This is a genomic window from Microbacterium halimionae, assembly GCF_011761265.1.
Classification (GTDB): Bacteria; Actinomycetota; Actinomycetes; order Actinomycetales; family Microbacteriaceae; genus Microbacterium; species Microbacterium halimionae.
Window position 1 is genome coordinate 682,637 of record NZ_JAAOZB010000001.1, and the last position, 22,907, is coordinate 705,543.

General features: G+C 62.9%; 23 protein-coding genes. 10 read left to right on the forward strand and 13 right to left on the reverse strand.

Annotated elements, in window-relative coordinates; genetic code table 11:
* Window position 1: 1 nt before the first annotated feature.
* The 3 genes from FHS06_RS03260 to FHS06_RS03270 are packed head-to-tail and all read right to left on the reverse strand — an operon-like array spanning window position 2 to window position 1,419.
* Complete coding sequence (locus tag FHS06_RS03260; protein WP_243845246.1) at window positions 2-334, reverse strand: SHOCT domain-containing protein; 333 nt, start codon at window positions 332-334, stop codon at window positions 2-4.
* Window positions 335-338: 4 nt separating this feature from the next.
* A complete protein-coding gene (locus tag FHS06_RS03265; protein WP_167045367.1) occupies window positions 339-770 on the reverse strand; it encodes a DUF6325 family protein in 432 nt (143 codons plus the stop codon).
* A 52-nt stretch (window positions 771-822) separates the two neighbouring features.
* A complete protein-coding gene (locus FHS06_RS03270; RefSeq protein ID WP_167045370.1) occupies window positions 823-1,419 on the reverse strand; it encodes a hypothetical protein in 597 nt (198 codons plus the stop codon).
* 128 nt (window positions 1,420-1,547) lie between these two features.
* Here FHS06_RS03270 and FHS06_RS03275 point away from each other — a divergent pair, with 128 nt between their 5' ends.
* Together FHS06_RS03275 and FHS06_RS03280 are read left to right on the forward strand one after the other, a co-directional pair.
* A complete protein-coding gene (locus FHS06_RS03275) occupies window positions 1,548-2,765 on the forward strand; it encodes a glycosyltransferase (RefSeq protein ID WP_167045373.1) in 1,218 nt (405 codons plus the stop codon).
* A 5-nt stretch (window positions 2,766-2,770) separates the two neighbouring features.
* A complete protein-coding gene (locus tag FHS06_RS03280) occupies window positions 2,771-3,997 on the forward strand; it encodes a glycosyltransferase (RefSeq protein WP_167045376.1) in 1,227 nt (408 codons plus the stop codon).
* A 118-nt stretch (window positions 3,998-4,115) separates the two neighbouring features.
* Here the strand turns inward: FHS06_RS03280 and FHS06_RS03285 are convergent, their stop codons facing one another.
* Window positions 4,116-4,439: a hypothetical protein gene (locus tag FHS06_RS03285; RefSeq protein ID WP_167045378.1), complete on the reverse strand. Its 324-nt coding sequence runs from the start codon at window positions 4,437-4,439 to the stop codon at window positions 4,116-4,118.
* A gap of 85 nt (window positions 4,440-4,524) precedes the next feature.
* Between FHS06_RS03285 and FHS06_RS03290 the strand changes: the two genes are divergently transcribed.
* Window positions 4,525-5,550, forward strand: coding sequence for a GlxA family transcriptional regulator (locus FHS06_RS03290; RefSeq protein ID WP_167045381.1), 1,026 nt, complete (start codon window positions 4,525-4,527; stop codon window positions 5,548-5,550).
* Between the two features lie 4 nt (window positions 5,551-5,554).
* Here the strand turns inward: FHS06_RS03290 and FHS06_RS03295 are convergent, their stop codons facing one another.
* Window positions 5,555-6,787 (reverse strand): DUF2254 domain-containing protein, encoded by a 1,233-nt coding sequence (locus FHS06_RS03295; protein WP_167045384.1) that lies wholly within the window; start codon window positions 6,785-6,787, stop codon window positions 5,555-5,557.
* Between the two features lie 106 nt (window positions 6,788-6,893).
* Between FHS06_RS03295 and FHS06_RS03300 the strand changes: the two genes are divergently transcribed.
* Both FHS06_RS03300 and FHS06_RS03305 read left to right on the forward strand, forming a co-directional pair.
* Window positions 6,894-9,086, forward strand: coding sequence for an ATP-dependent Clp protease ATP-binding subunit (locus tag FHS06_RS03300; RefSeq protein WP_167045387.1), 2,193 nt, complete (start codon window positions 6,894-6,896; stop codon window positions 9,084-9,086).
* A 2-nt stretch (window positions 9,087-9,088) separates the two neighbouring features.
* The gene (locus tag FHS06_RS03305) at window positions 9,089-9,925 is read left to right on the forward strand and encodes a UbiA family prenyltransferase (RefSeq protein ID WP_167045389.1); all 837 of its coding nucleotides are present in this window, start codon (window positions 9,089-9,091) and stop codon (window positions 9,923-9,925) included.
* Here FHS06_RS03305 and FHS06_RS03310 read toward each other — a convergent pair.
* The 3 genes from FHS06_RS03310 to FHS06_RS14285 are packed head-to-tail and all read right to left on the reverse strand — an operon-like array spanning window position 9,902 to window position 12,883.
* Window positions 9,902-11,086: an FAD-dependent oxidoreductase gene (locus FHS06_RS03310; RefSeq protein ID WP_167045392.1), complete on the reverse strand. Its 1,185-nt coding sequence runs from the start codon at window positions 11,084-11,086 to the stop codon at window positions 9,902-9,904. The genes FHS06_RS03305 and FHS06_RS03310 overlap by 24 nt on opposite strands.
* Complete coding sequence (locus tag FHS06_RS03315; RefSeq protein ID WP_167045395.1) at window positions 11,079-11,783, reverse strand: methyltransferase domain-containing protein; 705 nt, start codon at window positions 11,781-11,783, stop codon at window positions 11,079-11,081. Before FHS06_RS03315 ends, FHS06_RS03310 begins: the two co-directional genes overlap by 8 nt.
* Window positions 11,780-12,883 carry a type III polyketide synthase gene (locus tag FHS06_RS14285; protein ID WP_167045398.1) on the reverse strand — a complete coding sequence of 368 codons (1,104 nt, stop codon included), beginning with the start codon at window positions 12,881-12,883 and terminating at the stop codon, window positions 11,780-11,782. Before FHS06_RS14285 ends, FHS06_RS03315 begins: the two co-directional genes overlap by 4 nt.
* Before the next feature lie 104 nt (window positions 12,884-12,987).
* Here FHS06_RS14285 and catA point away from each other — a divergent pair, with 104 nt between their 5' ends.
* The 3 genes from catA (at window position 12,988) to FHS06_RS14395 (ending at window position 16,310) form a co-directional block, all read left to right on the forward strand.
* A complete protein-coding gene (catA, locus tag FHS06_RS03325) occupies window positions 12,988-13,644 on the forward strand; it encodes a type A chloramphenicol O-acetyltransferase (RefSeq protein WP_167045401.1) in 657 nt (218 codons plus the stop codon).
* A 539-nt stretch (window positions 13,645-14,183) separates the two neighbouring features.
* Entirely contained in the window at window positions 14,184-15,791 is a 1,608-nt protein-coding gene (locus tag FHS06_RS03330) for a hypothetical protein (protein WP_167045404.1), read from the forward strand.
* Window positions 15,792-15,863: 72 nt separating this feature from the next.
* Window positions 15,864-16,310 carry a helix-turn-helix domain-containing protein gene (locus tag FHS06_RS14395; RefSeq protein WP_424960768.1) on the forward strand — a complete coding sequence of 149 codons (447 nt, stop codon included), beginning with the start codon at window positions 15,864-15,866 and terminating at the stop codon, window positions 16,308-16,310.
* Between the two features lie 50 nt (window positions 16,311-16,360).
* Here FHS06_RS14395 and FHS06_RS03340 read toward each other — a convergent pair whose 3' ends face one another.
* From FHS06_RS03340 to FHS06_RS03350, 3 genes are all read right to left on the reverse strand, one after another.
* A complete protein-coding gene (locus FHS06_RS03340) occupies window positions 16,361-17,092 on the reverse strand; it encodes an SDR family NAD(P)-dependent oxidoreductase (protein ID WP_167045410.1) in 732 nt (243 codons plus the stop codon).
* 74 nt (window positions 17,093-17,166) lie between these two features.
* Entirely contained in the window at window positions 17,167-17,733 is a 567-nt protein-coding gene (locus tag FHS06_RS03345; protein ID WP_167045413.1) for a hypothetical protein, read from the reverse strand.
* Between the two features lie 87 nt (window positions 17,734-17,820).
* Window positions 17,821-18,432, reverse strand: a complete 612-nt coding sequence (locus FHS06_RS03350; RefSeq protein WP_167045416.1) for a MerR family transcriptional regulator — start codon at window positions 18,430-18,432, stop codon at window positions 17,821-17,823.
* A 72-nt stretch (window positions 18,433-18,504) separates the two neighbouring features.
* Here FHS06_RS03350 and FHS06_RS03355 point away from each other — a divergent pair, with 72 nt between their 5' ends.
* Complete coding sequence (locus tag FHS06_RS03355) at window positions 18,505-18,996, forward strand: DUF4188 domain-containing protein (RefSeq protein ID WP_167045419.1); 492 nt, start codon at window positions 18,505-18,507, stop codon at window positions 18,994-18,996.
* 21 nt (window positions 18,997-19,017) lie between these two features.
* Here FHS06_RS03355 and FHS06_RS03360 read toward each other — a convergent pair whose 3' ends face one another.
* Window positions 19,018-20,379: a glucose-6-phosphate dehydrogenase gene (locus FHS06_RS03360; RefSeq protein WP_167045422.1), complete on the reverse strand. Its 1,362-nt coding sequence runs from the start codon at window positions 20,377-20,379 to the stop codon at window positions 19,018-19,020.
* Between FHS06_RS03360 and FHS06_RS03365 the strand changes: the two genes are divergently transcribed.
* The gene (locus FHS06_RS03365; RefSeq protein WP_310734860.1) at window positions 20,371-22,206 is read left to right on the forward strand and encodes a glycoside hydrolase family 15 protein; all 1,836 of its coding nucleotides are present in this window, start codon (window positions 20,371-20,373) and stop codon (window positions 22,204-22,206) included. The two genes, FHS06_RS03360 and FHS06_RS03365, sit on opposite strands and share 9 nt — an antisense overlap.
* Before the next feature lie 61 nt (window positions 22,207-22,267).
* On the opposite strand, the gene FHS06_RS03370 is transcribed toward FHS06_RS03365, so the two are convergent.
* On the reverse strand, window positions 22,268-22,852 hold the full coding sequence (locus FHS06_RS03370; protein WP_243845247.1) for a nitroreductase family protein: 585 nt from the start codon (window positions 22,850-22,852) through the stop codon (window positions 22,268-22,270).
* Window positions 22,853-22,907 lie beyond the last annotated feature (55 nt).

Genomic DNA, 22,907 nt, shown 5'->3' on the forward strand with positions numbered 1-22,907 from the left:
TTTAGCTGAGGAGCTTCGCCTTAGCTGCCGCGAACTCAGCGCCATCGAGAATTCCGGCATCCTTCAGTGCCGCAAGCTTCTGGATCTCTGCGACGAGATCGAGAGCAGGAGCCGCGGGAGCTACCGGCTGCTGCTGTGCGACGGCCTGTGCCGCGGCGGCCTGCATCGCGATCTGTTGCTCTTGCGCTTCGTATGCTTCTGCCTGCTGCTGTTGCATCGAGCGATTCTCCTGTGAACGGCGCATGCCACCCGAGACGGCATTCGCCGTACCAGCCACAACCGCTGTGCGCGCCGCGAGGCCGAGCAGACCCGGGCGTCCCATTCTGCGAATCATGCGATCACTCCTCTTCCTGAGCTGCTTCGAGCAGCGCGTTCACGACCGGGGCGGGGATTCGTTCGCTATGGAGCAGCACGCTACCCGACGCTGCGAACGTCTGGGCGAGCCGTTTTGCCCACGCCATTTCGTAGGCGACGACGGCCGCTGATGAGCCAGCCGGAATCATGGCCGCCAACTCTTCAATGTCTTCAGTGCCGGCAATACCGATCTCAGCGAGTTCGACACCGCCGAACCCATAGCGATCTGTGTCGTCGTCGATCTCAATCGCGGTTACTTCGCCATCCTCAGACTTCGACACAATAATGAAGTCCAGTAGGCGAACAAGGCCCGAATCGATCAGATCTGTGATGGCAGCGATGACCCCGGGCGCGGGGCGGTCACCCTCGAAACCGATCAGGTGAAGTTCGACGGGTCCGTACTCGAATTCGGCCACGAGGGTCCTTTCAGTGCGTTATTTAACACAAAGAATGCCATGCCGCGGCGTTTCACGCAGAGGGATTTATTCGCAGCACCGTCGGATCGCCTTGCAGGGCAATGTCGTCAACGATGCGCAACGTGCGTGCGATGTCGTCCGCACCCCTCAGCACGATTCCGAATCTTTCCCGGTCTCCGCCGACGGCTGTGAGGGTCACGAGGTGCGTGCCGGTATCCCACGTGTATGTGGCAAACGGCGGGGTGCCGGGTTTACTCGGAAGCTCCATGGCCAACTTCTCACCGGTGCCGAGGTGAGGGTTCCGGAAATCTTCGGTGTCGTCATACTCCATCGGCATCATCGCGCGCGCTGTGCGCAGTTGCGGTGTGGCCTCTTGAAGCTGAGCGATGACGACCATCTGTTCGGGCTCTGCTTTCCACACCCACACGAGAATTCGACCCGCCGCTTTCCGCAGTAGCAAGGGCGTCGCCTGGCTCGCGGCCCACGCGGCAAAACCCGAACCTGGTCGCGGTGCTGCGCCGGTAAGACCCGCGCCCTGGTTGATCAGCATCCGAATCGCTGCTTTGCGGTGGCGTCGACCACGCAGCCCGAATGAACCCGTAACGGGGACCCAAAGATCGACGTTGGCATCGGCTTGAAGACGGGGCATGGCTCCAGGTTAGAACGCTCGCGGTGGGTGGGCGAGGCATCCGGGGTGTAAACAGGGGGCTCAGGTACAGTTGACGTGCGCGCGGAGACCCCGCGTGCACGCCGCAGAGATAGGCAGCCACCACACCCGTGACTTCCCCCGCGTCCCTTCCTTCTTCATCAGATGACGCCGACACGCAGCGCCCCTTGACGGTGCTCATCGGTGCCGACACCTTCTGGCCAGACGTCAACGGTGCCGCTCGCTTCGCGGAGCGCCTTGCCGCGGGCCTCACCGCACGCGGTCACGAGGTGCACGTGATGGCGCCGAGCCTCACGCACGCCAAACACGGTGCCTTCCGTGAGGTCATCGAAGGCGAGGAGATGACAATCCATCGACTCCCTTCGTGGCGCTACTACCCGCACGACTGGCTGCGTTTTGTCACCCCCTTCCGCTCGCCGCATCATTCGCGCCGGATTCTCGATGAGATCAAGCCCGACGTTGTGCACATTCAGTCGCACATTCTGATTGGGCGGGGACTCACCCGCGAGGCCCGAAAACGCGGCATCCCGGTGATCGCTACGAACCACGTGATGCCCGAGAACATCCTCGATTTCACGACGCTTCCGGCGAGACTTGACGAACTGATCGTCAAACTCGCCTGGAAAGACGCGAAGCGGACGCTCCTCAGGGCGCGCGCCGTGACGACGCCCACGCGAAATGCCGCCAATTTTCTGGAGTCGGCAATCGATATCACCGGCGTTATTCCCGTGAGCTGTGGGATTGATCGCCAGAACTACACTCCCGATCTCACGCCGCGAGACGCCAATCGTGTGCTGTTTGTGGGCCGATTGACAAGCGAGAAGAAGATCGATGTGGTGCTGCGCGCGATCGCACGTCTTGATCCATCTCTTGCGGTGAGCTTCGACATAGTCGGTGGTGGAGATCAGCGAAAGAACCTCGAGTTGCTTGCGGGCGAACTCGGAATCTCTGATCGAGTGCATTTTTACGGGCACACCTCAGAGGATGAGCTCCGGCAGATCCTGTCGCGAGCAAGCGTTTTTGCGATTGCGTCGATCGCAGAACTCCAGTCCATCGCGACGATGGAGGCGATGGCATCCGGATTGCCGATCGTCGCCGCGAACGCCGTTGCCCTGCCGCACCTCGTGCATGACGGTGAAAATGGTTACCTTTTCGAGCCCGGCAGCGTCGATGAACTCGCCGCGCGTCTCACTGATGTGTTGACAGCCGAACCCGAAGAGCGACTGCGGATGCAGCAAGCATCGCTCGACGGTGTGATCGTGCACGACATCAACCGCACCCTCAATACTTTCGAAGCGTTGTATCGCGGCCAGCCGCTGCCGGAGTAACCCCGATGCACGTCGTGATGTTCGGCGATCAGCACCTCGAGTCGCTCGGCGGGGCACAAGTGTCGATGCGGTTGCAGCGGCGCTTCTTAGAGCGCGCCGGACACACAGTGACGATCGTTGCCCCCGCCATGCACGGCGCGCGAGGACGTGCTGCGACTGTGGATGCTGCCTACCTCGACCTGCCGTCGATACCCATCACTTTCGACCGCGAGTACTCATTGGCGTGGCCAGGCAGACGCACTGACCGCTTTCTCGACGCAGCCATGGCGGATCGTGGACCAGTAGATCTGGTGCACGTGCAGGCTGACTTTTGGGGAGCATTCACGGGGCATCGATACGCCGCCCGCCATGGATTGCCCGTTGTGCACACGATGCACAATCGCGTTGACGTCGGAATTGAAGCCACCGCACCGGCCCCGGGCCTTGTGCTGCGGGCACTGAACTTCTGGCAGCGTCGCGCGTTGAATGTACGCGGTCCTGGCAGCGGCGGGTGGGACTATCTCCAGCGCTTCGCCCGGCTTTCACAGGCCGTGACGGCACCGTCTTCACATTTTGCGCGCCGGCTGGAAGCGCACGGAGCTGTGCCGCTCGGGGCGGAGACTCACGTCGACGTGGTCTGGAACGGTATTGACGATGACGTGCTTGATTCGGCGCTCGCCGCCGGCCGCGGGTCGCGTCGCCCGGGCCCCGCGCGTCTCGTGTGGATCGGCCGGATGAGCCCCGAGAAACGGCTTCTTCCGTTTCTCGAAGCTGTCGCGGCCTCATATGCCCACGTCGAAGTTGAGGTCATCGGCGGCGGTGGCCAGTGGCGCGAAGCGCAGCGAATCGTCGCGCGGCGGGTGGGGGCCATGGCATCCGTTCGTTTCGTTGGACGTTTGACGTACCTCGAGACTCTCCGCCGAATTGCGGCAGCGGATGCTGTGGTGCAAACGTCGATCGGTTTCGAAACGCAGGGCATGACGCCATTCGAAGGTGCGTCGCTCGGCACGCCTGCGATCGTGTGCGACCCCGATATTGCGAACGAACTGGGTTCAGGTATTTGGCGGGTCGGTGACGGGGTGACAGCTGACGCATCTGTGGAGGCTCTCGCTGCCGCGATCCGACGCGCCGCTGCCGACGTTGCAGACGGCTCGGCTCCCGTCCCTGATGCCGACATCGGCGAGCGATTCCGGCAATCTTCGCGCACGGCGGCGATGATCGACATCTACCGCCGCGTCACAAACGCCGCGTAGCCCCGCGCCGACTTACTACCCGCGCCGACTTGCCCGTTTTTGTGGGTGCGGAGCGCCCCGCACCCACAAAAACGGGCAAGTCGACGGGTGTGACGCCGGGTCAAGCGGCACGCGAGGGTCACGCAGCACGCGAGGGCGATGCCGAGCGGCGGGATGCTCGTGTGCCACGGTGTGACGACGAAACCCCCGCTGACTTGCCCGAATTTGTGGGTGCCACGGCGTCCGCACCCGCAAAAATGGGCAAGTCAGTGGGTGATGCGAGGGGTTCCGGCGCGGGCTCGGCAACGGCGGGCGCGGGCTGGGTGACGAGGGATGCGTCGGGGCGAGGGGGAACTCGGGCGGGGTCAGTAGCGACGGGTCGGAAGCCGTCGCGAGCGACGGCGATGATCGTGCCTGCGACGGCAGTGAGTGAGATGGCTGCGACAACAACGAAAAGTATCATGGCAGAAACGCTACGCATGTACCCATTCTGCCAAAAGTGGCAGAATGGACACAAATAGACGAATTACTGCCACTATGGAACTCTCATGAAAACTGTCGCTGTGATCGTAGAAGACGGATTCGCTCCTTTTGAGTTCGGAGTCGCGTGCGAAGCGTTTGGATTAGACCGCTCGGCCGACGGCGTTCCGAACTTCGACTTCCGCGTCGTGACGCCGGACCCCGGCGTCGTGCCGTCGCGCATGGGATTCTCGCTGAACGTTCACAACGACCTGTCGTACGCGTACGAAGCTGATCTCGTCGTCGTCTCCCCAACGCCGAAAGAGATGTGGGGGCGCTCGGATCCGCGGGTGCTCGAGGTGATTCGCGACGCTGAACGCCGCGGTGCGTGGCTGCTGAGCGTGTGCAGTGGCGCATTCATTCTCGCGAACGCCGGAGTGCTCGCCGGTCGCCGGGCGACGACTCACTGGATGTACGCGGATGTCATGACCGACATGTTCCCCGACATCGAGGTCGACCCCGACGTGCTTTACGTGCAGGACGGCAAGATCATCACGAGCGCTGGCACGGCCGCAGGGCTGGATGCCTGTTTGCACCTGCTGCGTCAAGAAGTCGGCCCCGAAGCGGCAAATACGATCGCGCGTCGCATGGTGGTTGCCCCGCAGCGCGACGGCGGGCAGGCGCAGTTCATCAACAAGCCGCTGCCGGAGGTGGCGTCGCTTTCACTTGCCCCTGTGACCGACTGGATGCTGCAGAATCTGCGTCTCGACCTGCACGTCGATGAGCTTGCAGCCAAAGCGCACATGTCACCGCGTACTTTTGCCCGCCGATTCAAAGCGGACCTCGGGGCAACGCCCGCCGCCTGGCTCGCGCGCCAGCGGTTGCTTCATGCTCAGCGGCTTCTCGAGAAGACCACGCTCGGGCTCGACCGCATCGCCTACGAATGCGGTTTCGGCTCGGCCGCCGTGCTGCGCCAGAACTTCGTGCGAACGCTCGGGCTCACGCCGACGGCCTATCGGGACCGCTTTCGCTGCACGACCGACACGCCAGCGGAAGTTTCACTCGATGCGACCATCGACATCACCGCAATGGCTGAGCCCACTCCGGTGGTGTAGCGCTTCAGCCCCAGAGGTTCCGGCGGCTGCTACGAAGCGTCGCGGCGTCGGCTCGAGGGAGAGCGTTGAATGCGCGGCGGGCTGCGGCATCCGCTGCGCGTCGAAATGACGCGGCGCGCCGCGGTGAGGTTGCCGCAAGTGCTGCGAGCACGCGTTGCAGCCGCAATGCGACCTCGATCATGCCTGCACCGTCACGGGCCAATGGTCGAAACGCGTCTTCGAGCAGGTCGTCGAGAGCCACCGGCGTGATCCAGACGTGCGGGTAGAGCACTTCATCGTCTGGTTCTTCAGTCAGCATCGCGGTAAACACGCGCTGCAACGAACCCAACACCTCGATTGCGGTTCCGGGGTCGTTGGTCGACGGAGAGAGTGCGCGGCTGCCAATCTCCGACAGTGCGATTACCCCCAGTCGCGGGTCCTGTTCGTACGTGCGGTGCGCATCGATCTGAAATGCGTTCGCGATCGCGGAGGCGGCATCTTCGTCGAGGTGACCGCTCACGCGCGCGAGGGGGGTTGCGGCATCCGTCATGCGACCAGCGCTGGCCACAATGTGCACCTGCACGTCTGCATCTGCTGCAACGCTTTCGATACGCGACAGTTGTACATGCGTGACGACGCCGACGCGCGGGGCCCGAATCTGAAATGAGCCCGTCGGCTTTCCTCGCAACACATTCGCGCCGAGCGCAGGCTTCGCCGCATATGAGGCGAGAGTTGAGCATGCTTCGCTTTCGACGCGATCGATCACGTCGGCCATGCGCCCAAAGCTCGAGAGGTGCCCGATCCATCGCAGCAAAGTGACCACGATGATGACGATGACTACGAGTGTGCCGAGGAACAGAATCGCGCGACCCTGGTCGGTGTAGTAACTCGTCGAAAGCGCGATGATGCCGACCAGAGAAAACGTGAATGCGCCGATAAACGTCGAGAGTACGTTCTGCGAGGTGGTGTCTTCGACGAGCAACTGGGTGGCGCGGGGCGTGGCAATCGCGGATGCCGAGGAGTACGCAGTCACCATCGTGGTCAGCGAGAAGGTGGTCACCGCGAGCATTGACGTTGCGAGAATCTGCAGGATTGATCCGACGGCACCTTGGCCCAAGTCGAATGCAAACGAATAGGGGACAAAGGATGCCACAGCTCCCGCGATCAGGGCATAGACGATGGCGATGATGGTGAAAAGGGCGGCGCGAAACCACACGCGTCGCGGCAGCCGTTTCACAAGAACCCAGAGACCACTCATAGCGACACGCTAGCCGCGTTCCGGCAGCCGTTGTTGCGCAGCATGCGACCTGATAAACTTGAGTCCACTAGGCTCAAGTTCGATCCTCGCAGATTTCAGGAGACAGATGAACGCCACGCAGCAGCCAGGACAGGAAGAGTCAAAGAGCGCCCTGGAGCAGTTTGGAATCAACCTCACCGAGCGTGCTCGCATGGGAAAGCTTGACCCCGTGATCGGCCGCGACGCCGAAATTCGGCGCATCAGTCAGGTGCTCACGCGCCGCACGAAGAACAACCCCGTGCTTATCGGCGAGCCCGGCGTGGGAAAGACAGCCGTCGTCGAGGGTCTTGCGCAGCGGATCGTTGCTGGCGATGTTGCGGAGAGCTTGAAAGACAAAGAGCTCGTCACTCTTGATATTTCGGCACTTGTGGCGGGAGCGATGTACCGCGGCCAATTTGAGGAGCGGCTGAAGAGCGTGCTGCAAGAGATCACGGAATCAGACGGCAAAGTGATCACCTTCATCGACGAGCTCCACGTTTTGATGGGCGCCGGTGGCGGCGAAGGCTCCGTTGCAGCGTCCAACATGCTCAAGCCCATGCTCGCCCGCGGCGAGCTGCGACTTATTGGCGCGACAACACTCAACGAGTACCGCGAATTCATCGAGAAAGACGCCGCCCTCGAGCGCCGCTTTCAGCAGGTGTACGTCGGTGAACCGAGTGTCGAAGACACCGTCGCGATCCTCCGCGGACTCAAAGAGCGCTACGAAGCTCATCACAAAGTGGCTATCGCTGACGCGGCACTGATTGCTGCGGCATCCCTCTCGCACCGGTACATTCCTTCGCGGCAGCTGCCCGATAAGGCCATCGACCTCATCGATGAGGCGGCCTCGCGATTGCGCATGGAAATCGATTCGGCGCCGCTCGAGATCGACGAACTTCGTCGTCACGTCGATCGGCTGAAGCTTGAAGAGCTCGCGCTGAAACGCGAGAAAGATGCCGCGTCGAAAGAGCGCCTCGTAAAGCTCCGCACCGACCTCGCCGAAGAAGAAGATCGACTTCAGGTGCTCGCCGAGCGGTGGGAGCATGAACGTTCGTCGCTCAACCGCGTCGGCGAATTGAAGACCCGGTTGGATGCGGCTCGCGTCGACGCCGAGCGTGCGCAACGTGAGGGAAACCTCGAGCGCGCCTCGCGTTTGCTCTATGCCGAGATTCCCGCTCTTGAGCGAGAACTTGCTGTCGAGGAATCGGCGGAAGACACGACGGATCGCATGGTGAGTGATCAGGTGACCGATGAAGACATCGCGTCGGTCATCGCCGCGTGGACCGGAATTCCCGTGGGCCGGCTCTTGCAGGGTGAGACTGAAAAGCTCATTCACCTCGAGGCAGAACTCGGCAAGCGATTGATCGGGCAGAAAGCTGCCGTCAAAGCGGTCGCGGATGCCGTGCGTCGCTCTCGCGCTGGGATCAGCGACCCGAACCGCCCAACGGGTTCGTTTCTGTTCCTCGGACCCACCGGTGTGGGAAAAACGGAACTCGCCAAAGCGCTCGCCAACTTCCTCTTCGATGACGAGCACGCGATGGTGCGCATCGACATGTCGGAGTATGGCGAAAAGCACTCGGTATCGCGCCTTGTTGGTGCCCCTCCCGGGTACATCGGGTACGAGCAGGGTGGCCAGCTGACCGAGGCTGTGCGCCGCCGTCCCTACAGCGTCGTTCTGCTCGATGAGGTGGAAAAAGCCCACCCTGAGGTGTTCGACGTGTTGCTGCAGGTGATGGACGATGGTCGACTGACCGATGGTCAGGGTCGCACCGTCGACTTCAAGAACGTCATCCTGATTTTGACGTCGAACATCGGCTCACCGATTCTGATCGACCCGACCCTGTCGGCCGAGCAGAAGGAAGAGCAGGTGCAGGCACTCGTGCGTCAGGCCTTCAAGCCCGAGTTCGTGAACCGCCTCGATGACATCGTCGTGTTCCAAACACTGACCGAAGACGACCTCGCGCAGATCGTCGAGCTCACCGTGGATGCGCTGCAGCAGCGCCTCACCGAGCGGCGGTTGACGCTCGCGGTTACCCCCGACGCGCGCACGTGGCTGGCGGAGCGAGGGTACGACCCGATTTATGGGGCGCGGCCGTTGCGTCGCCTCATCCAGTCGGAGATTCAGGACCGCCTCGCTATGGCGATTCTCTCCGGCGGTGTGCGAGATGGCGACGTCGTACGCGTCGATATCGATGCCACGGGTACGCAGCTTGTGCTGACGAGCGATGGACCGGCACGCGCTGAGGGCGACGAGTCAGAGCAGCACGAGCCAGAGCAGTGAGCATGGCGCGGGCGCTGTGGGCGTCATCGCATCCCGGCCCGACGCTTGTAGTCACCGCGCTGGCTGTCGCGCTCGGGGTGGCCGCCGGGGTCGATGCGTTGCGCGTTGTGCTCCTCGGCGCTGCCGTGCTCTTCGGCCAGCTCTCGGTGGGCATTTCGAACGACGCCATCGACGCGGCGCGCGACCGGAGCGTCGGCCGAAGCGATAAACCAATCGCACGAGGCGATGTCACGGTGCGCGCAGCTTTCGTCGCGGCATTCGTTGCGCTTGCCGGCGCTCTGCTGCTCTCGGCGATCCTGAGCTGGGGGATGCTGCTGGCACACGCGATCGCGCTCGCCTCTGCCTGGTCTTACAACCTCCGGTTGAAGTCCACAGCATTTTCGGTTGTGCCGTTTCTCGTGAGCTTCGGGCTCTTTCCTTCGCTCGCCACGCTTTCGGCGGTGCCGAGTGCTCTCGCAGCCCCGTGGGCTTTTGCTGCAGGCGCCGCTCTCGGTGCCGCTGTGCACCTCACCAATGTGCTGCCTGACCTCGACGATGATCGCCGCACTGGGGTGCGAGGCCTCGCCCACCGCATCGGCGGACGCCCGGCGGCGATCATCTCGACTCTCGCGCTCGCCGCCGGGGCTCTCGCGGTGCTGCTCGGACCCGTTGATGGCGCCCTCATCGAGGTAAGTGTGTTGTCGTGGGTGTTCTTCGGTGCCGTGATCGTTGTGTCAGTTGCGACTCTCTACACGGCGCTGTCTCGGCGGCCGGGACGAATTGTTTTTCGTCTCGTCATGACCGCAGCGCTCTTACTCGCCGCCCAGCTTGTTGCCTCAGGCGGAGCGCTCGCGGCCTGATTGACGATCTGGCGCGTGCGCGCCACGATCAAATCCCATGGCATAAGCCTTCGCAAACGCGCCGCCGGTGGGGGGCCGGAGCATCGCGCGCACCAGGGCGCTTCGCGAAGCATCACCCGCGGGCGAGAGCGCGCGGCCAAGGCGGGTGTTCGCTGCAGCGAGTGTTGCCGCCACGCGAGCCGACGCGATGCGTCGTTTCTCCCACGCCTCGAGGTCGGGCTCTGGCGTGAGCCCGCGTTGCACCCAGCGCGCGAGCAGTGGGGCAAGGCCCACTGCGTCGAGAAGCCCGAGGTTCATGCCCTGCCCGCCGATCGGGCTCACTTCGTGCGCCACGTCTCCGATGGCGAAGACTCGGCCGCGACGCAGCTGCGGGGCAACGAATCGTCGCACGTGGAACGCGGTCGCCGCGGTGACGTTTGTAGCTGCGACTGCTTCGCCACGCGTGCGCATTGCCTCTCGCAGTCGGTCGGCCCGGGCATCCGGAGAGTTGTCGGCACCCGGTTGGTCCCATGCCACGTAGCGGCGAAGCCCTCCCGGCAACGGAAAAGACTCGAGCACGCCTCCGCGCGACAGATTGACGACAGCGGTGTTTTCGTCGGCGTCGGGGCCGGCCACCGAGTCTGTCATGAGGTACAGGTCGGGGTAGCTGTGCACGGCGAGGCGGTCGGGTCGATAGACGAGGTCACGGCCACCCCAACCGGATGCCACCACCACAATCCGCGCGTAGAGCGTTTCGCTGCGGTCATCGTTGTCGCGGGTTTCCACACGCACGCGAAGACCCTCGGGAACGACCGCCGTCACGGTGACTCCACGTCGGGGTACCGGCGCGGCATCCCGAAGTACTGCTTCGCTCGCCGCTTGCGGCAGTGTCGCAACGAACGGGAAGGGGGCCGCGAGCTTGTTGAACTGCACAGTGCCGAGGCGGGCTCTATCTGAGCGTGCTTCGCCGCTCGTGACTCGGAGCGCGTGCGAAAGCAGAGCGTCGGTCACGCCCGATGGCTCGAGCGCCGCCAGCACGGGAGGGTGCACACCGATCGCGCGTGTGCCCGTTCCGGGCTCGGCACGCTGCTCCAGAATCTGCGCATCGACGCCGTGTCGGGCAAGCTCGATGGCGAGCAACATTCCGACGGGGCCCGCCCCCACCACGATGACGTCATGCATGGCCGGGGCCTTCGGCGAGTACCCGGAAAGCCCCGGGCGTCGTGATGTGCCAGGGTGTCGGCATCCGTTGATCAAGAAGCTCTTGCAGCTCGCGCGCCGTGAAGCTTCGGCGGATCGATCGCAGACCATCGGTGCGAAGAAAAGTGCCGGGGGCAAAGGGCGTGATGGCAATCGCATAGAGCGCGTATGCGCGGCGGCTGCGCGCGATATCTGAGTGGAGCACCGGGCCCGAGCTGAGCTGCTGCGAGAGCGCGAGAAATTCAGGCAGATCGTCGCCGAGGTGGTGCATAACGTGGTTGGAGATAACGGCGTCAAAGCGTTCGCCGGCGGCGAGCAACCCGGCCGCATCGGCGTGAACGAAGCGCAGGTTTTCGCGGCTGCGTGTCGAGGCGACCTCGAACGCTGTGGGTTCGGGGTCGACGCCCACCCACTCCACACTGAGCCCGTCGCGTTGCGCGAGGTCCGCGAGGTGCGCCGTGACATCGCCGCCCCCGCAGCCGAGGTCGAGTACGCGCGCTGGACGCCCGAGCGATGTGAGGTAGGGCAGAAGTTTGCTGCGATAAACGCCGCGCCAGCCGGCGATCACGGGGTTGATGAGGCCGAATCGTTTGAGCGTTGCCCGCAAGCGGGTTTGATCACAGTCGGGATCGTCCATGAGCTCATGCAGAGTCTCGTTGCGGGCTGAGAGAGACGTCATGAGCGGATCATCGTGAGCATCGCCGATTCGACAGTAAGACCCGGCCCGAAAGCGAGGGCTGCGAGTGGCGCTCCGTCGGGGAGGGCATCACTTTGCATGATCTCCTGCAGGATGAAGAGGATCGTGGCGCTCGACATGTTGCCGTAGTCACGCAGCACCGCGCGAGATGTGGCGAGAGCGTCGGGCGGCAGTTCGAGGCCGTGCTCGACGCGATCAAGCACGCTTCGGCCGCCGGGATGAACCGCCCAGGAAACGTTCCGCGGTTCGTCAGCCAGAAACCGAGTGACGGCATCCCGCACTTCACGGCCGACGATGCGGGGAACTTCGGCCGTGAGGGTCATATCGAAGCCTTCGTCGCCGATCGTCCACACCATGTCGGCTTCGCCTTCGCTGGTGAGGAGAGTTGCGAAGCTGTCGAGCCGAAGCTCCGTGGTGGTGTGGTGAGCTGCGTTGGCGGTGACGATGGCAGCCCCGGCGCCATCGGCGAACAGGGATGCCGCCACGATCTGCTGCGGATCACTCGATGCGCGGATGTGCAGCGAGCACAGCTCCGCACAAACGACGAGTACGACAGCGTCGGGTTGAGAGTCGGTGATTCGTGCGGCGAGGCGGAGCGCGGGAACCCCGGCTGCACACCCCATGAATCCGAGGTGGTAGCGCTCGACGGCGGGAGAGAGGCCGAGGTCGCGCACCAGGCGATAGTCGGGGCCCGGGGCGAAGAATCCCGTGCACGACACTGTCACGACGTGCGTCACCGCGCCAGCGTCGACGCCTGCGCGGGTGAGCGCATCGCGAGAAGCTTCAGCGAACAGATCGGGAGCCGTCTGAATGTACAGGTCATTCCGCTCGCCGGTTGTCGGCATGTGCAGCACGCCCGCCTCATCAATGAAACGCGCGTCTCCGGATGCTGCGGCAGCCCCGCCGAGCTCAGCGAGAACTGTATGGCGCTGCTCAATTGCTGCGGCGTCGAAAGCCGCGTGAACGAGCCTGGTTGTCAACCTGTCAATGTGCGGTTGCGCAGCGAACAGATCCCGCACGCTCGCTTGCGAAACACGGGTGGGCGGCACCGCGGTACCGATAGCGAGGATGCGGGCGGTCACTCAGTTACCTAAGCACGCTTCTGAGTCGCCGGGAACGACTTGCGCTCGTTTCGTATGTTGAGTAACGATCTCGCCGGTGGACCTCACGCTGCGAGAATGATCGAATGAACGATCCGATCCCGATCGATGTTGAAACGTGGCCGCGACGTCAGCACTTTGAGCACTACCGCACAGCCGTACCGTGCACGTATTCCATCACCGTCGAGCTCGACGTAACCACGTTCGTCGCGGCGGTTCGGTCCGCGATGCGCCGAACGTATATCGCGCAGATCTGGGCGATCGCATCGGTCGTCAATCGCTATGAAGAGTTTCGGATGACGTTGACCGATTCGGGTGCGCCAGCAACCTGGTCGCTTGTGCATCCCTCCTTCACCGTGTTCAACCGTGAGCGGGAGACATTCGCGAGCGTGTGGGCGCCCTACAATCCGGACTTTGCCGCCTTCCACGAGGCCGCAGCTCATGTCATCGCTGAGCACGCAGAGTCGACACGGCTTTTTCCACAGGGGCCTTCGCCACGAAACTCGTTCGACGTGTCGAGTCTGCCGTGGACTGCCTTCACCGGTTTCACACTCAATATTGGCGGCAGCTGGGATCACCTGGCGCCGATATTCACCCTCGGCCAGTACGTCGAGAGGGATGGGCAGGTGCTTCTTCCACTTGCTGTGCAGATGCACCATGCGGCCGCCGACGGTTTTCACACAGCGCGCCTCATCAACGAGCTGCGAGACCTTTTCAGCGACGCATCGTGGGTGAGTAGCTAGCGTCTATCAAGCACGACTAGAGACCGCCGCGTCGAGATCAACGAGGCGCCCCACACCGCGTACTGCTCCCGCGGCGGCGACCACTCCAGTGAGGCCTCCGAGCGGCCGTGCCGCTCAACCCGCGGAGTCACCAATTTCCGAGCGTCGGCGTGGCTTGGTGCACACGATGATCTCGTGTCACCGATAAGCAGCGACGAACTCCGCCAGCTGCTGTGCGTGCTCATCCAAGTAGATTGTGTCGGCCTCAGATTGCGCAACCATTCCTACGCCAATCAGGCTACTGACCTGCTTGCAATGGATGTCGGCTACGGCTGTTGCGATCTGAGATTGAGTTGGTTCAGGTTCTTCATGACTCTCTCCTTTACTCCACGGGGTTGTTCCCTTGCGAGACAAAATACTGAACTGCAGAGCCCGTGTTCGAAGTTGGTCACACTTCCGGGGTAAGCCTTTGCTGGTGGCCTGCCAACGACTTGAAACGGGGTCGTAGGCTCGAATACGTATCACTCCTCCCTTCCACGAGCAGACGCTGGAGACCGCGGATGACGCTTACCAGCACGCAAAATGTTCCGACCGACGGTAGTGCGAACGGCTCTTTGAACGCGAGAGAGCGCATGCCCTGGCGAGTCTTCGTGAGCGAACTGCTCGGCTATGTGCTTGCGGCCGCGCTTGGGGTCTACCTAACGGCCCATGTCGCGGCGACGCGCGAAGAGTTGTTCTTCTTCGACGGCGATTCCCTCTTTAACGCCCTGTTCATGCATTCTCTTGCTACCGGAGCGCCGCAGGACTGGGCCATGTCTCCCGTTCTGTTCGTTCCGGAGTTGGCAGCGTACGCGCTCGCGGCCGCGTTCGGAGGAGACACCGCGAGTGCGCTCCTGATCAATTCTGTGCTCAACTTTCTCGCCCTCTACGGCGCGTTTCGTCTCGCCTCAGGTTGCCGCCAAAGCGCGTCGGCTCCGATCCTGAGCGCTTGGGCTGCCTACGGCGCCTTCTGCTTGATCGCACTGTTCGAAAACGGCGGTGATCGCGACAGCTCGCAGTTGGCCAGCTTGATGGCGACAACCACCTACTACAGCGCCACGGTGGTGGCATCGATCGCAGCCTTGGGGCTCGTGCGTCGCTCCCTGGAGGCCGGGCGCCTTCGAGCGAGAGCCAGCGTGCCGCTCATCGCACTGGTCGTTTTATCGTGCTTCAGCAACCCGCTGTTCGTTGCTTGGGCCGTCGCGCCCCTTGTGTTGGTCATGGTAATCATTGGGATCGGCGGGGCACGCAGACATCTGCTGACGATGAATCTCCTGTTCATTGTCTGCTCGACGGTGGTTGGTCTCCTGCTTCGGAACCTCTTTAGCGGAACGATTGTTGCCCAGATGGGCTTCTATATTCGGACAGACAACGCGAGGGGCTCCTTCGCTCACTATTTGGGTCTAGCCAGTGCTGAGTGGCATCGGCCGCTGGCGGTCGTCGCGACGATCGTTTTGATATCCCTCGCAATCACCGCGATGGGTTTTTCGGTTGTGAGACTTCGAGGTGTCTCGAGCGGTGTACGCCTCGTCGCTCTATTCGCATGGTTGGCGCCACTGACGTGTTTTTTCGGATTCGTGCTGGTCGGTTCTGAGTCGCCGCGATACCTGCAGCCGCTCGTGTTCGCGCCTGTACTTGCCGCCATCTGTCTGGTCCAGATCATTGCCCGTCCTCGCCGTCGCGAGCCCACTTCTCCTCGTCCTGGTTGGACGGTCTTGCTTGCCGTCGTCGCTTTGGGAGGGATGTTGCTGTCGCTCCAGAGCGTGCAGAAGCTATCGGAGAATCGCGAAACAGCGTCCTCAGCGTCGCTTCAGTGCGTCGTCGGTTGGGTTAATGCAACACACCGCACGGGTGCTGGCCAGTTCTGGTCAATTAGGGCACCAAAGGCTTACATCGACGATCCAAGTCAGCTGCTACAGGTGACATGGAATCTCCGCCCTTATGCGTGGCTTGTCAACCGAGACGACTTCAATATGAAGTCGGCCTCTTTCTTGATCGTTGATGCGCAGTCGCATGATTTCGAGTTGCCGGTCGGCTGGTCGCTAGATTCAGCAACGCAAGTCGGATGCGGGCGATACACAATCTACGATTTCGGTCCAGTCGAGCTCCCCATTACCGGAGCAACTTAAACGGAACTCTTGCGGCTCTCCGTGACATTCCGTTGTACGTAGTCGGGATCTCACGAGGAGTGGCTTGTGCATGTGCAGGGAGAAGAATGGGAAGACGAATCAACTAGAGCTCTCGCGCTAAAGCTGATAGTTGCGGGTCATGCCGAACGCAACTTCTGTCCGCAATCTCTCGCCCACCGTCTGTACATCTCTCGCCGCCATCTTTACCGATGCCTGCATTCGGTTGGGGGCGTTGCCGAGATCATCGGCGTAGCGCGCGCGGAGACTGCAGCGATGCTCATGGTCCACAATCCAGCGGCGACGATGACAGACATTTATCCTGCTGCAGGGTTCGGCAACGACGAAGCGCTCCGATATCACTTTGTTCGAACCTTCGGTCTGCTGCCCGGTAGATACGAAGTCGGCGCGTCTTCACATCGTCCAGTGATAAGCCAAGCGCTCGCCCAAACGAGAGCGGCTACGGGCAGCGCCCATCGGCACCACGTCGCGCCAGCTCCCGGGTTCCACGTTCAACAGTGATCAAAGTTGCGGTGAGTGGTGCTCATGTTCGGTAGGTAGCCGAGGTCTCCTCACAGGCCGCCGGCGACTCGCAGGGTTGCGCCCGTCGTGTAGGCGGCGTCAGGGGAGAGCAACCACGCCACGGCACCCGCGATCTCCTCCGGCATCCCCGCCCGTCCCATGGGAATGGATGCCGCAACTTTTGCAGGGCGCTCGGGGTCCTGGTGAAAGTCGGTCCACACTGTGCCGGGCTCGACGCAGTTGACGCGGATGCCTTCTGACGCAACTTCTTTTGACAACCCCACGCTGAGGGCCGCGACGCCGGCTTTAGCTGCGGCGTAGTGCACGTAACTTCCAGGGCTACCGATCGTTGCAGCCGCCGATCCGATCAGCACGAGCGATCCCGCCGATTCGGCGAGGTGTTCGACCGCAGCGCGGCTCGTCAGAACGGCTCCGAGAAGGTTGACCTCGAGGTCATGCTTGAGGTCCGCCGGGTCGAGATCAATGAGGCGCCCCACACCGCGCACTGCTCCTGCAGCGGCGACCACTCCCGTGAGGCGACCGAGTTGCCGTGCTTGTTTGAGGAAGCTGTCGAGTGATTGTGGATCGGTCACGTCCACGGCGGCGACGATGGCGCTCCTGTCGAGCTTTCGCACGTGAGCTGCCACCTCATCTGCGGCGGTTGAGTCGTCTCGGTATCCAATGACGACGTCGTGACCGTCCGCTGCGAGACGGCGGGCGATTGCTGCTCCGATGCCACGTGACCCACCGGTGACCGCTGTCACCGCTTGTGCGCTGTTCATATAACTATCCTCGCGGATCTACCGCGCCGCATCGGCGGTACGGGTACGAACAGACTCAGATGCCGTGAGGCTTCTTAGCCCTGTCCCGGTTTTCCCATCATCGAACCAGGTGGGAGGGAGGGGCAGACCGCGGATTCTGTAAGGGCGGCAACTTCAGCCCTGATCGCGACGCCGTTTTCCTCCTTCGTAACCGTGTAAACGACTCCCTGCTGCGAATCGTCCGCGGGAATGTAACCGACGGTTGCCTCGTCGTAGTCCCCCTCCTCGTCGACGGTCCCCACGGCGGTAGAGACGAGGTCAGCCGTCGGATTCGCCGCCAGCCAGTTGGCAGTTTCTGCCACAGTCATACCGGAGATGGTCCAGTACGCTTCTTGCTCGACGACTGGTTGGCAGGGCCATCCCTGGTACGAGTAGAAGCCGCCGATGGTCTCAGTCGAACGGACGGCATCCGGCGGCACCGTGGCTGCATCGAGCCAGGCCTGAGCTTGCGCTTGTGCCTCGGCATCCGCCTCTTGCGATGTATCGGCTTTCTCGGGGGTTTGCGCTGGCGAAACGCTGATTCCATCGGCCGCGCCGGATGCGCAACCAGTCAGTGTTGCGAGTGAGAGGATGCCGATTATCAGAGCCGAGCGCCGCCGCATGACCCAACTATAGACACCGCCCTCAACGTGGATGATGGCAAGCGAATATTGCTGACAGCACGGGTCCATCAAAGGTGCACAAGGTCGCTAGCCCTCGCCGCCGAATCGCTCCCACGAGCTCACCTGCTGCGCTACTCGCCGCAGCGCCAAGAGCAGTGGCTCCACCAGCACTGAACCCAGCACTACATACCGAACCGCAGCCTCCGGAGACTCCGTCGGCACGCCGGCGATCTCGGCATCCGCGATGCGGCGCATGCTCGCGAGATACTCGCGCATCACGGCATTCGGTACGACAAAACCGGCACGCTCCAGACCTTCCACCGCTCGCGCGACTTCGTTCAACACGGCCAGATCGCACGTCCCTGGCTTCCAGCCCAGCGCAGAAACGATTCGTTCGGCCTCGTTGAGATCTAGCGCCTCATCCAAGGGTGGAGTAATTGCCGCGTGCGCAGTTCCGAGCAGGTCGTACGAATGCTCGGGTGGCTCATCCAGCGCGGTCAGTACCCGTCTTGTCTCAGCAATGCTCACTCCGGCGTCGAGCAGCGCTCGAATCACCCGCAGCCGCTCCACGTGCTTGTCGCCGTACGTGGCCTGCGTCGGTGAGCTGCGCTCACCTTCGGGAAGCAGTCCCTCGCGCAGGTAGTACTTGATCGTCGGCACGGTCATGCCCGTCTGCGTCGACAGTTCGGAAATTCTCATGGCCACCTCTTGACTTCGATAGTAGCGCTATCCATTATAGATAGTGAAGCTATCCAATTGCGAGGAGTCACCATGTCGAAAGTCGTAACCGGCCGCATGACACATCAACATGAGGGCGAACTCGTCGTCTTTCATATCGGGATGCAGATCAATCGCTGGTGGCGACCAGATCTGTGGATGCCAGCATTCTTCGCAATGCCGCGGATGTTGCGGGAACTCTCCGCAGACCCCGACTCAGGGATGCTCGGCTACCAGCTGCTTCTCGGCGCAGGCGGCCCGTACGTCGTCGAGTATTGGTCATCGATCGACAAGCTCTACGCCTACGCCTCCAACTCCTCACAGGAGCACCGCCCTGCCTGGACCGCCTTCAACCGTGCGGCCCGCAAGGCTCCTGGATCCGTCGGTGTCTGGCATGAAACCTTCGTTGTCGAGCGCGCCGAGAGTATGTACGTGTCAACGAAGCCGATCGGGCTCGCAAAGGCGACAGAGCTCATCGAGGTTGGACATAGACACGACCGCGCCAAGGCCCGGATGGCTGACGGGCGCACCGACCAGGGGAACTAAGAAACTAGCGCATGTGCTGCGCTAGTTGTCCCAGCCGGCGGGTCCGCGGGATCCCGCGGGGTACGTGTCGAGCGGAACTTTGTTTGCCTCCCACGCATCGAGGATCGGCTGCACGATGCGCCAGCACTGTTCGGCAGCGTCTCCCCGCACCGACAGTGTCGCTTCGCCGTCGAGTACTTCGGAAAGCACTTCGGCGTAGGCGCGGAGGGATCCGGCGCCGAGTGCCGCGTTCAGGTGCACGCGCTGCAGCTCGAAGGGATTCTCGCCGCCATTGACGTTCAGCTCAAGGGTCATCGTGTCGGGCCCGAGCGACATCCTCAGTACCGACGGTGCCGCGGCGCCCGCAAAGCCGCTCGGCAAGTGTCGTACCGGGCGGAATGTGAGGGCGATCTCTGTGCGCGGCTCGGAGAGGGCTTTTCCGGATCGCAGCGTGAACGGGACGCCTGCCCAGCGAGCATTCTGTACTTCAAACTTTGCTTCCGCGAGCGTTTCGGTGTCGCGCGAGGGGTCGACGCCGGGCTCATCGACATACGACGGGTAGTCGCGGCCGTCGATGTTTCCGGCCGTGTAGCGCGCGCGGCCCGAGTTGGCTACCGGATCGTCGTCCCACACGTGCGTCGCACGGAGTGCTGCCGCAGTTGCCGCCCGCAGATCGGTTTCATCGATGGAAGTCGGCGGCTCCATAGCGACGATGGCGAGTACTTGCAGCAGGTGGCTTTGGAGCATGTCGCGAAGAGCGCCGGCCTTGTCGTAGTAGCCTGCGCGGCCTTCGAGGCCGAGCGATTCATCGAAACGGATTTCAACCTCGGCGATGTGGTCGGCGGACCACACGGGCTCGAACACCTGGTTGGCGAAGCGCAGACCGAGAATGTTCAGCAGAGTGGAGCGGCCGAGAAAGTGGTCGACGCGAAAAATCTGGCGCTCCGGCAGGAGTGCCGCGAGCTTGGCGTTGAGCTCTTCCGCGTTTTTCTGGTCGGTACCGAACGGCTTTTCGAGCGCCAGCACGAGTCCGTCCGGCAGATCGACGCCGTTCAACGCCTCGCATGCGGTGGCAGCAACCGCGGGAGGCACCGCGAAGTAGACAGCGATGTGTCCCTCTGCAGACGCCAGCAGCTTGGTCAGATCATCGGTCGCAGTGATGTCGGCCTGCTGGTATTTCGTGGCCGCAACACGGTCGAAGGCATCGTTTGCACCGACCGATGCGAAGGCATCCTTCACTACTTTCTGCCAATGCTCGTCGGTCCAGTCGTCCATACCGGCACCCATGAGCGTGACTGAACGCTCCGGCTGCATTGTCAGCAGCTGCCCGAGCGCGGGGAGCAGCAGCCGTGAGGTGAGATCGCCCGAGGCGCCAAGGATGAGCAGTGTGCTGGTGTGTGCCATGCGCCTACGCTAGCGCCCTGGCACAATCAACACATGGCTACTCCTATCGAGGACTATGCAATTCTCAGCAATTGCCGCACGGCCGCTCTCGTTTCACGCGACGGCAGCATCGACTGGTTGTGTCTCCCGCGCTACGACTCATCGTCGATTTTCGGCGCGCTGTTGGGAGACGAATCGCACGGACACTGGAGTCTGCGACCGACAGACCCGGATGCCGTGCCCACCCGCCGCTACGACGGTGACACGTTCGTTCTCATCACAACGTGGCAGACGGCATCCGGTGTCGCCGAGGTGCATGAGTTCATGCCCGTCCACGGCGGCCGTGTCGAGGTCGTTCGCCAGGTGATCGGTGTCAGCGGCGATGTCGAGTTCACAACCCACGTGCGGCTGCGTTTTGACTACGCGCGAGCAATTCCCTGGATCCGTCAGGTTGGCTCCGAAGAACTCCCCGCGATTCTCGGCATTGCGGGCCCCGACGCGGTGGTGGTGCGCGGTGTCCAGCTGCGCGCCGAAGACCACATGCACGCTGGTTCGTTTACGGTGCGTCCGAACGAGCTTCGTGACTTGAGCCTGAACTGGTATCCGTCACACCTCCCGATGCCCGAAGCAGTCGACGTCGATGAGATGAAGCAACACACACTCACGTGGTGGCAAGACTGGGCCGCTCGCATCGACCATGACGGTCCGTTCGAAGCTGATGTCGTGCGCTCGCTCCTGGTGCTTCGCGCACTGACGCACGAAGACACCGGCGGAATCGTGGCCGCCGCAACCACATCGCTGCCGGAGGACTTCGGCGGGGTGCGCAACTGGGACTACCGCTACGTGTGGCTGCGCGATGCGGCCCTCACGATCGAAGCACTCATCTCGCACGGCTTCCTTCGCGTGACGGCCCGCTGGCGCGAATGGCTGCTCCGCGCGATCGCCGGAGACCCCGGCCAGATGCAGATCATGTACGGCCTCGCTGGTGAACGTGACCTCACTGAGCGCGAAATCACGAGCCTGCCCGGCTACGAGAATTCCTCGCCGGTGCACGTCGGCAACGGTGCGTGGCAGCAGTACCAGGCCGATGTCATCGGCGAAGTGATGGTGGCACTTGAGGCCGCGCGCTCGGCGGGGCTCGAAGAGACGCCATTTTCCTGGGCGCTCCAGCGCTCGTTGCTGGCGTTCGTTGAGGAACACCGAGCGCGTCCCGACAACGGCATTTGGGAGATCCGCGGCGAACTGCAGATGTTCACGCAGTCGCGCGCGATGATGTGGGCGGCTCTTGACCGCGGAGTGCGCGCCGTGCGAGAGTTCGGCCTCGACGGTCCCGTCGAAAGGTGGGAAGCCCTGCGTGACGAGGTCGCCGCAGAAATCGACGCGAACGGCTTCGACACCGAAGGTAACTACTTCGTGCAGCACTACGGATCAACCGAAGTGGATGCCTCGCTCCTGCTTCTCCCTCAGGTTGGCTACTGCGCCTACGACGACCCGCGCATGCTCGGAACCGTCGCGCAGATGGAAAAAACTCTCATGCACGATGGGCTCCTCCACAGGTACCGCACGGCATCGGGCGTTGACGGGCTGCCGGGGGCGGAGCATCCGTTCCTGGCATGCTCGTTCTGGCTCGTCGAGCAGTACGCCAATAGCGGCCGAATCGATGAAGCGAACGCTCTCATGACGCGGCTGTGCTCGCTCGCCAACGACGTGGGCCTTCTCTCCGAGGAGTACGACGTCGTGAATCAGCGGCAGGTAGGCAACACGCCTCAGGCGCTTTCGCACCTCGCTCTTGTGCGCGCCGCTGACGCGCTCGCTGGCCACCAAGGTCGGGCCGCGCAGCGCAGCTAAGAGGCCTAGAAAAACAACGGATGCCGCGCCTCAGCGAGACGCGGCATCCGTTGTTTTATTGCTACGCGTTGCGCAGCAGCGACTCGGCGACGGGGCGCCGAGTGCGCGGAGCCGACTCGAGCTCGCGCAGGAAATCGGGCGAGTCGGTGCTGTCGCCGAATGAGCCCACTGCCATCACAGCGACGGGGGTGAAGCGAGCGTCGAGGCCGAAGGCCGCGCTCACGCCGTCGCGGTCGAAGCCGCCCATCTGGTGCGTTGCCAAGTCACGGGCGTGCGCCTGAATGGTGAAGAAAGCCGCTGCCTGGCCGGTGTCGTACACGGCCCACGGGGCGCCGGTGCCGTCTTCCGTTTCGGTTTCTGCCACGAAGACGACAAGGGCCGCGGCGGAGCCCGCCCATGCCTGGTTGAAGCCGAGGAGGTGTGACATCAAGCTCTCGTGCTCCGAGGTGCCACGGCGAGCAACGATTGCGCGCCACGGCTGGCTGTTGTTCGCCGACGGCGCCCAGCGGGCGGCTTCGAGTGCGCTGGCGAAAGCTTCTTCGTCAAGAGGAACCTCGGTGTCGAAAACGCGAGTGCTCCAGCGCTCGGCGAACACATCGAGAACGGGGACATCGGTAACCGCGACGCGGTCCTGAATGATAGTCAAAGCTTGCTCCTTGAAGTACGCGGGGGTGGGCATTCACATGCCCACCCCCGGTCCA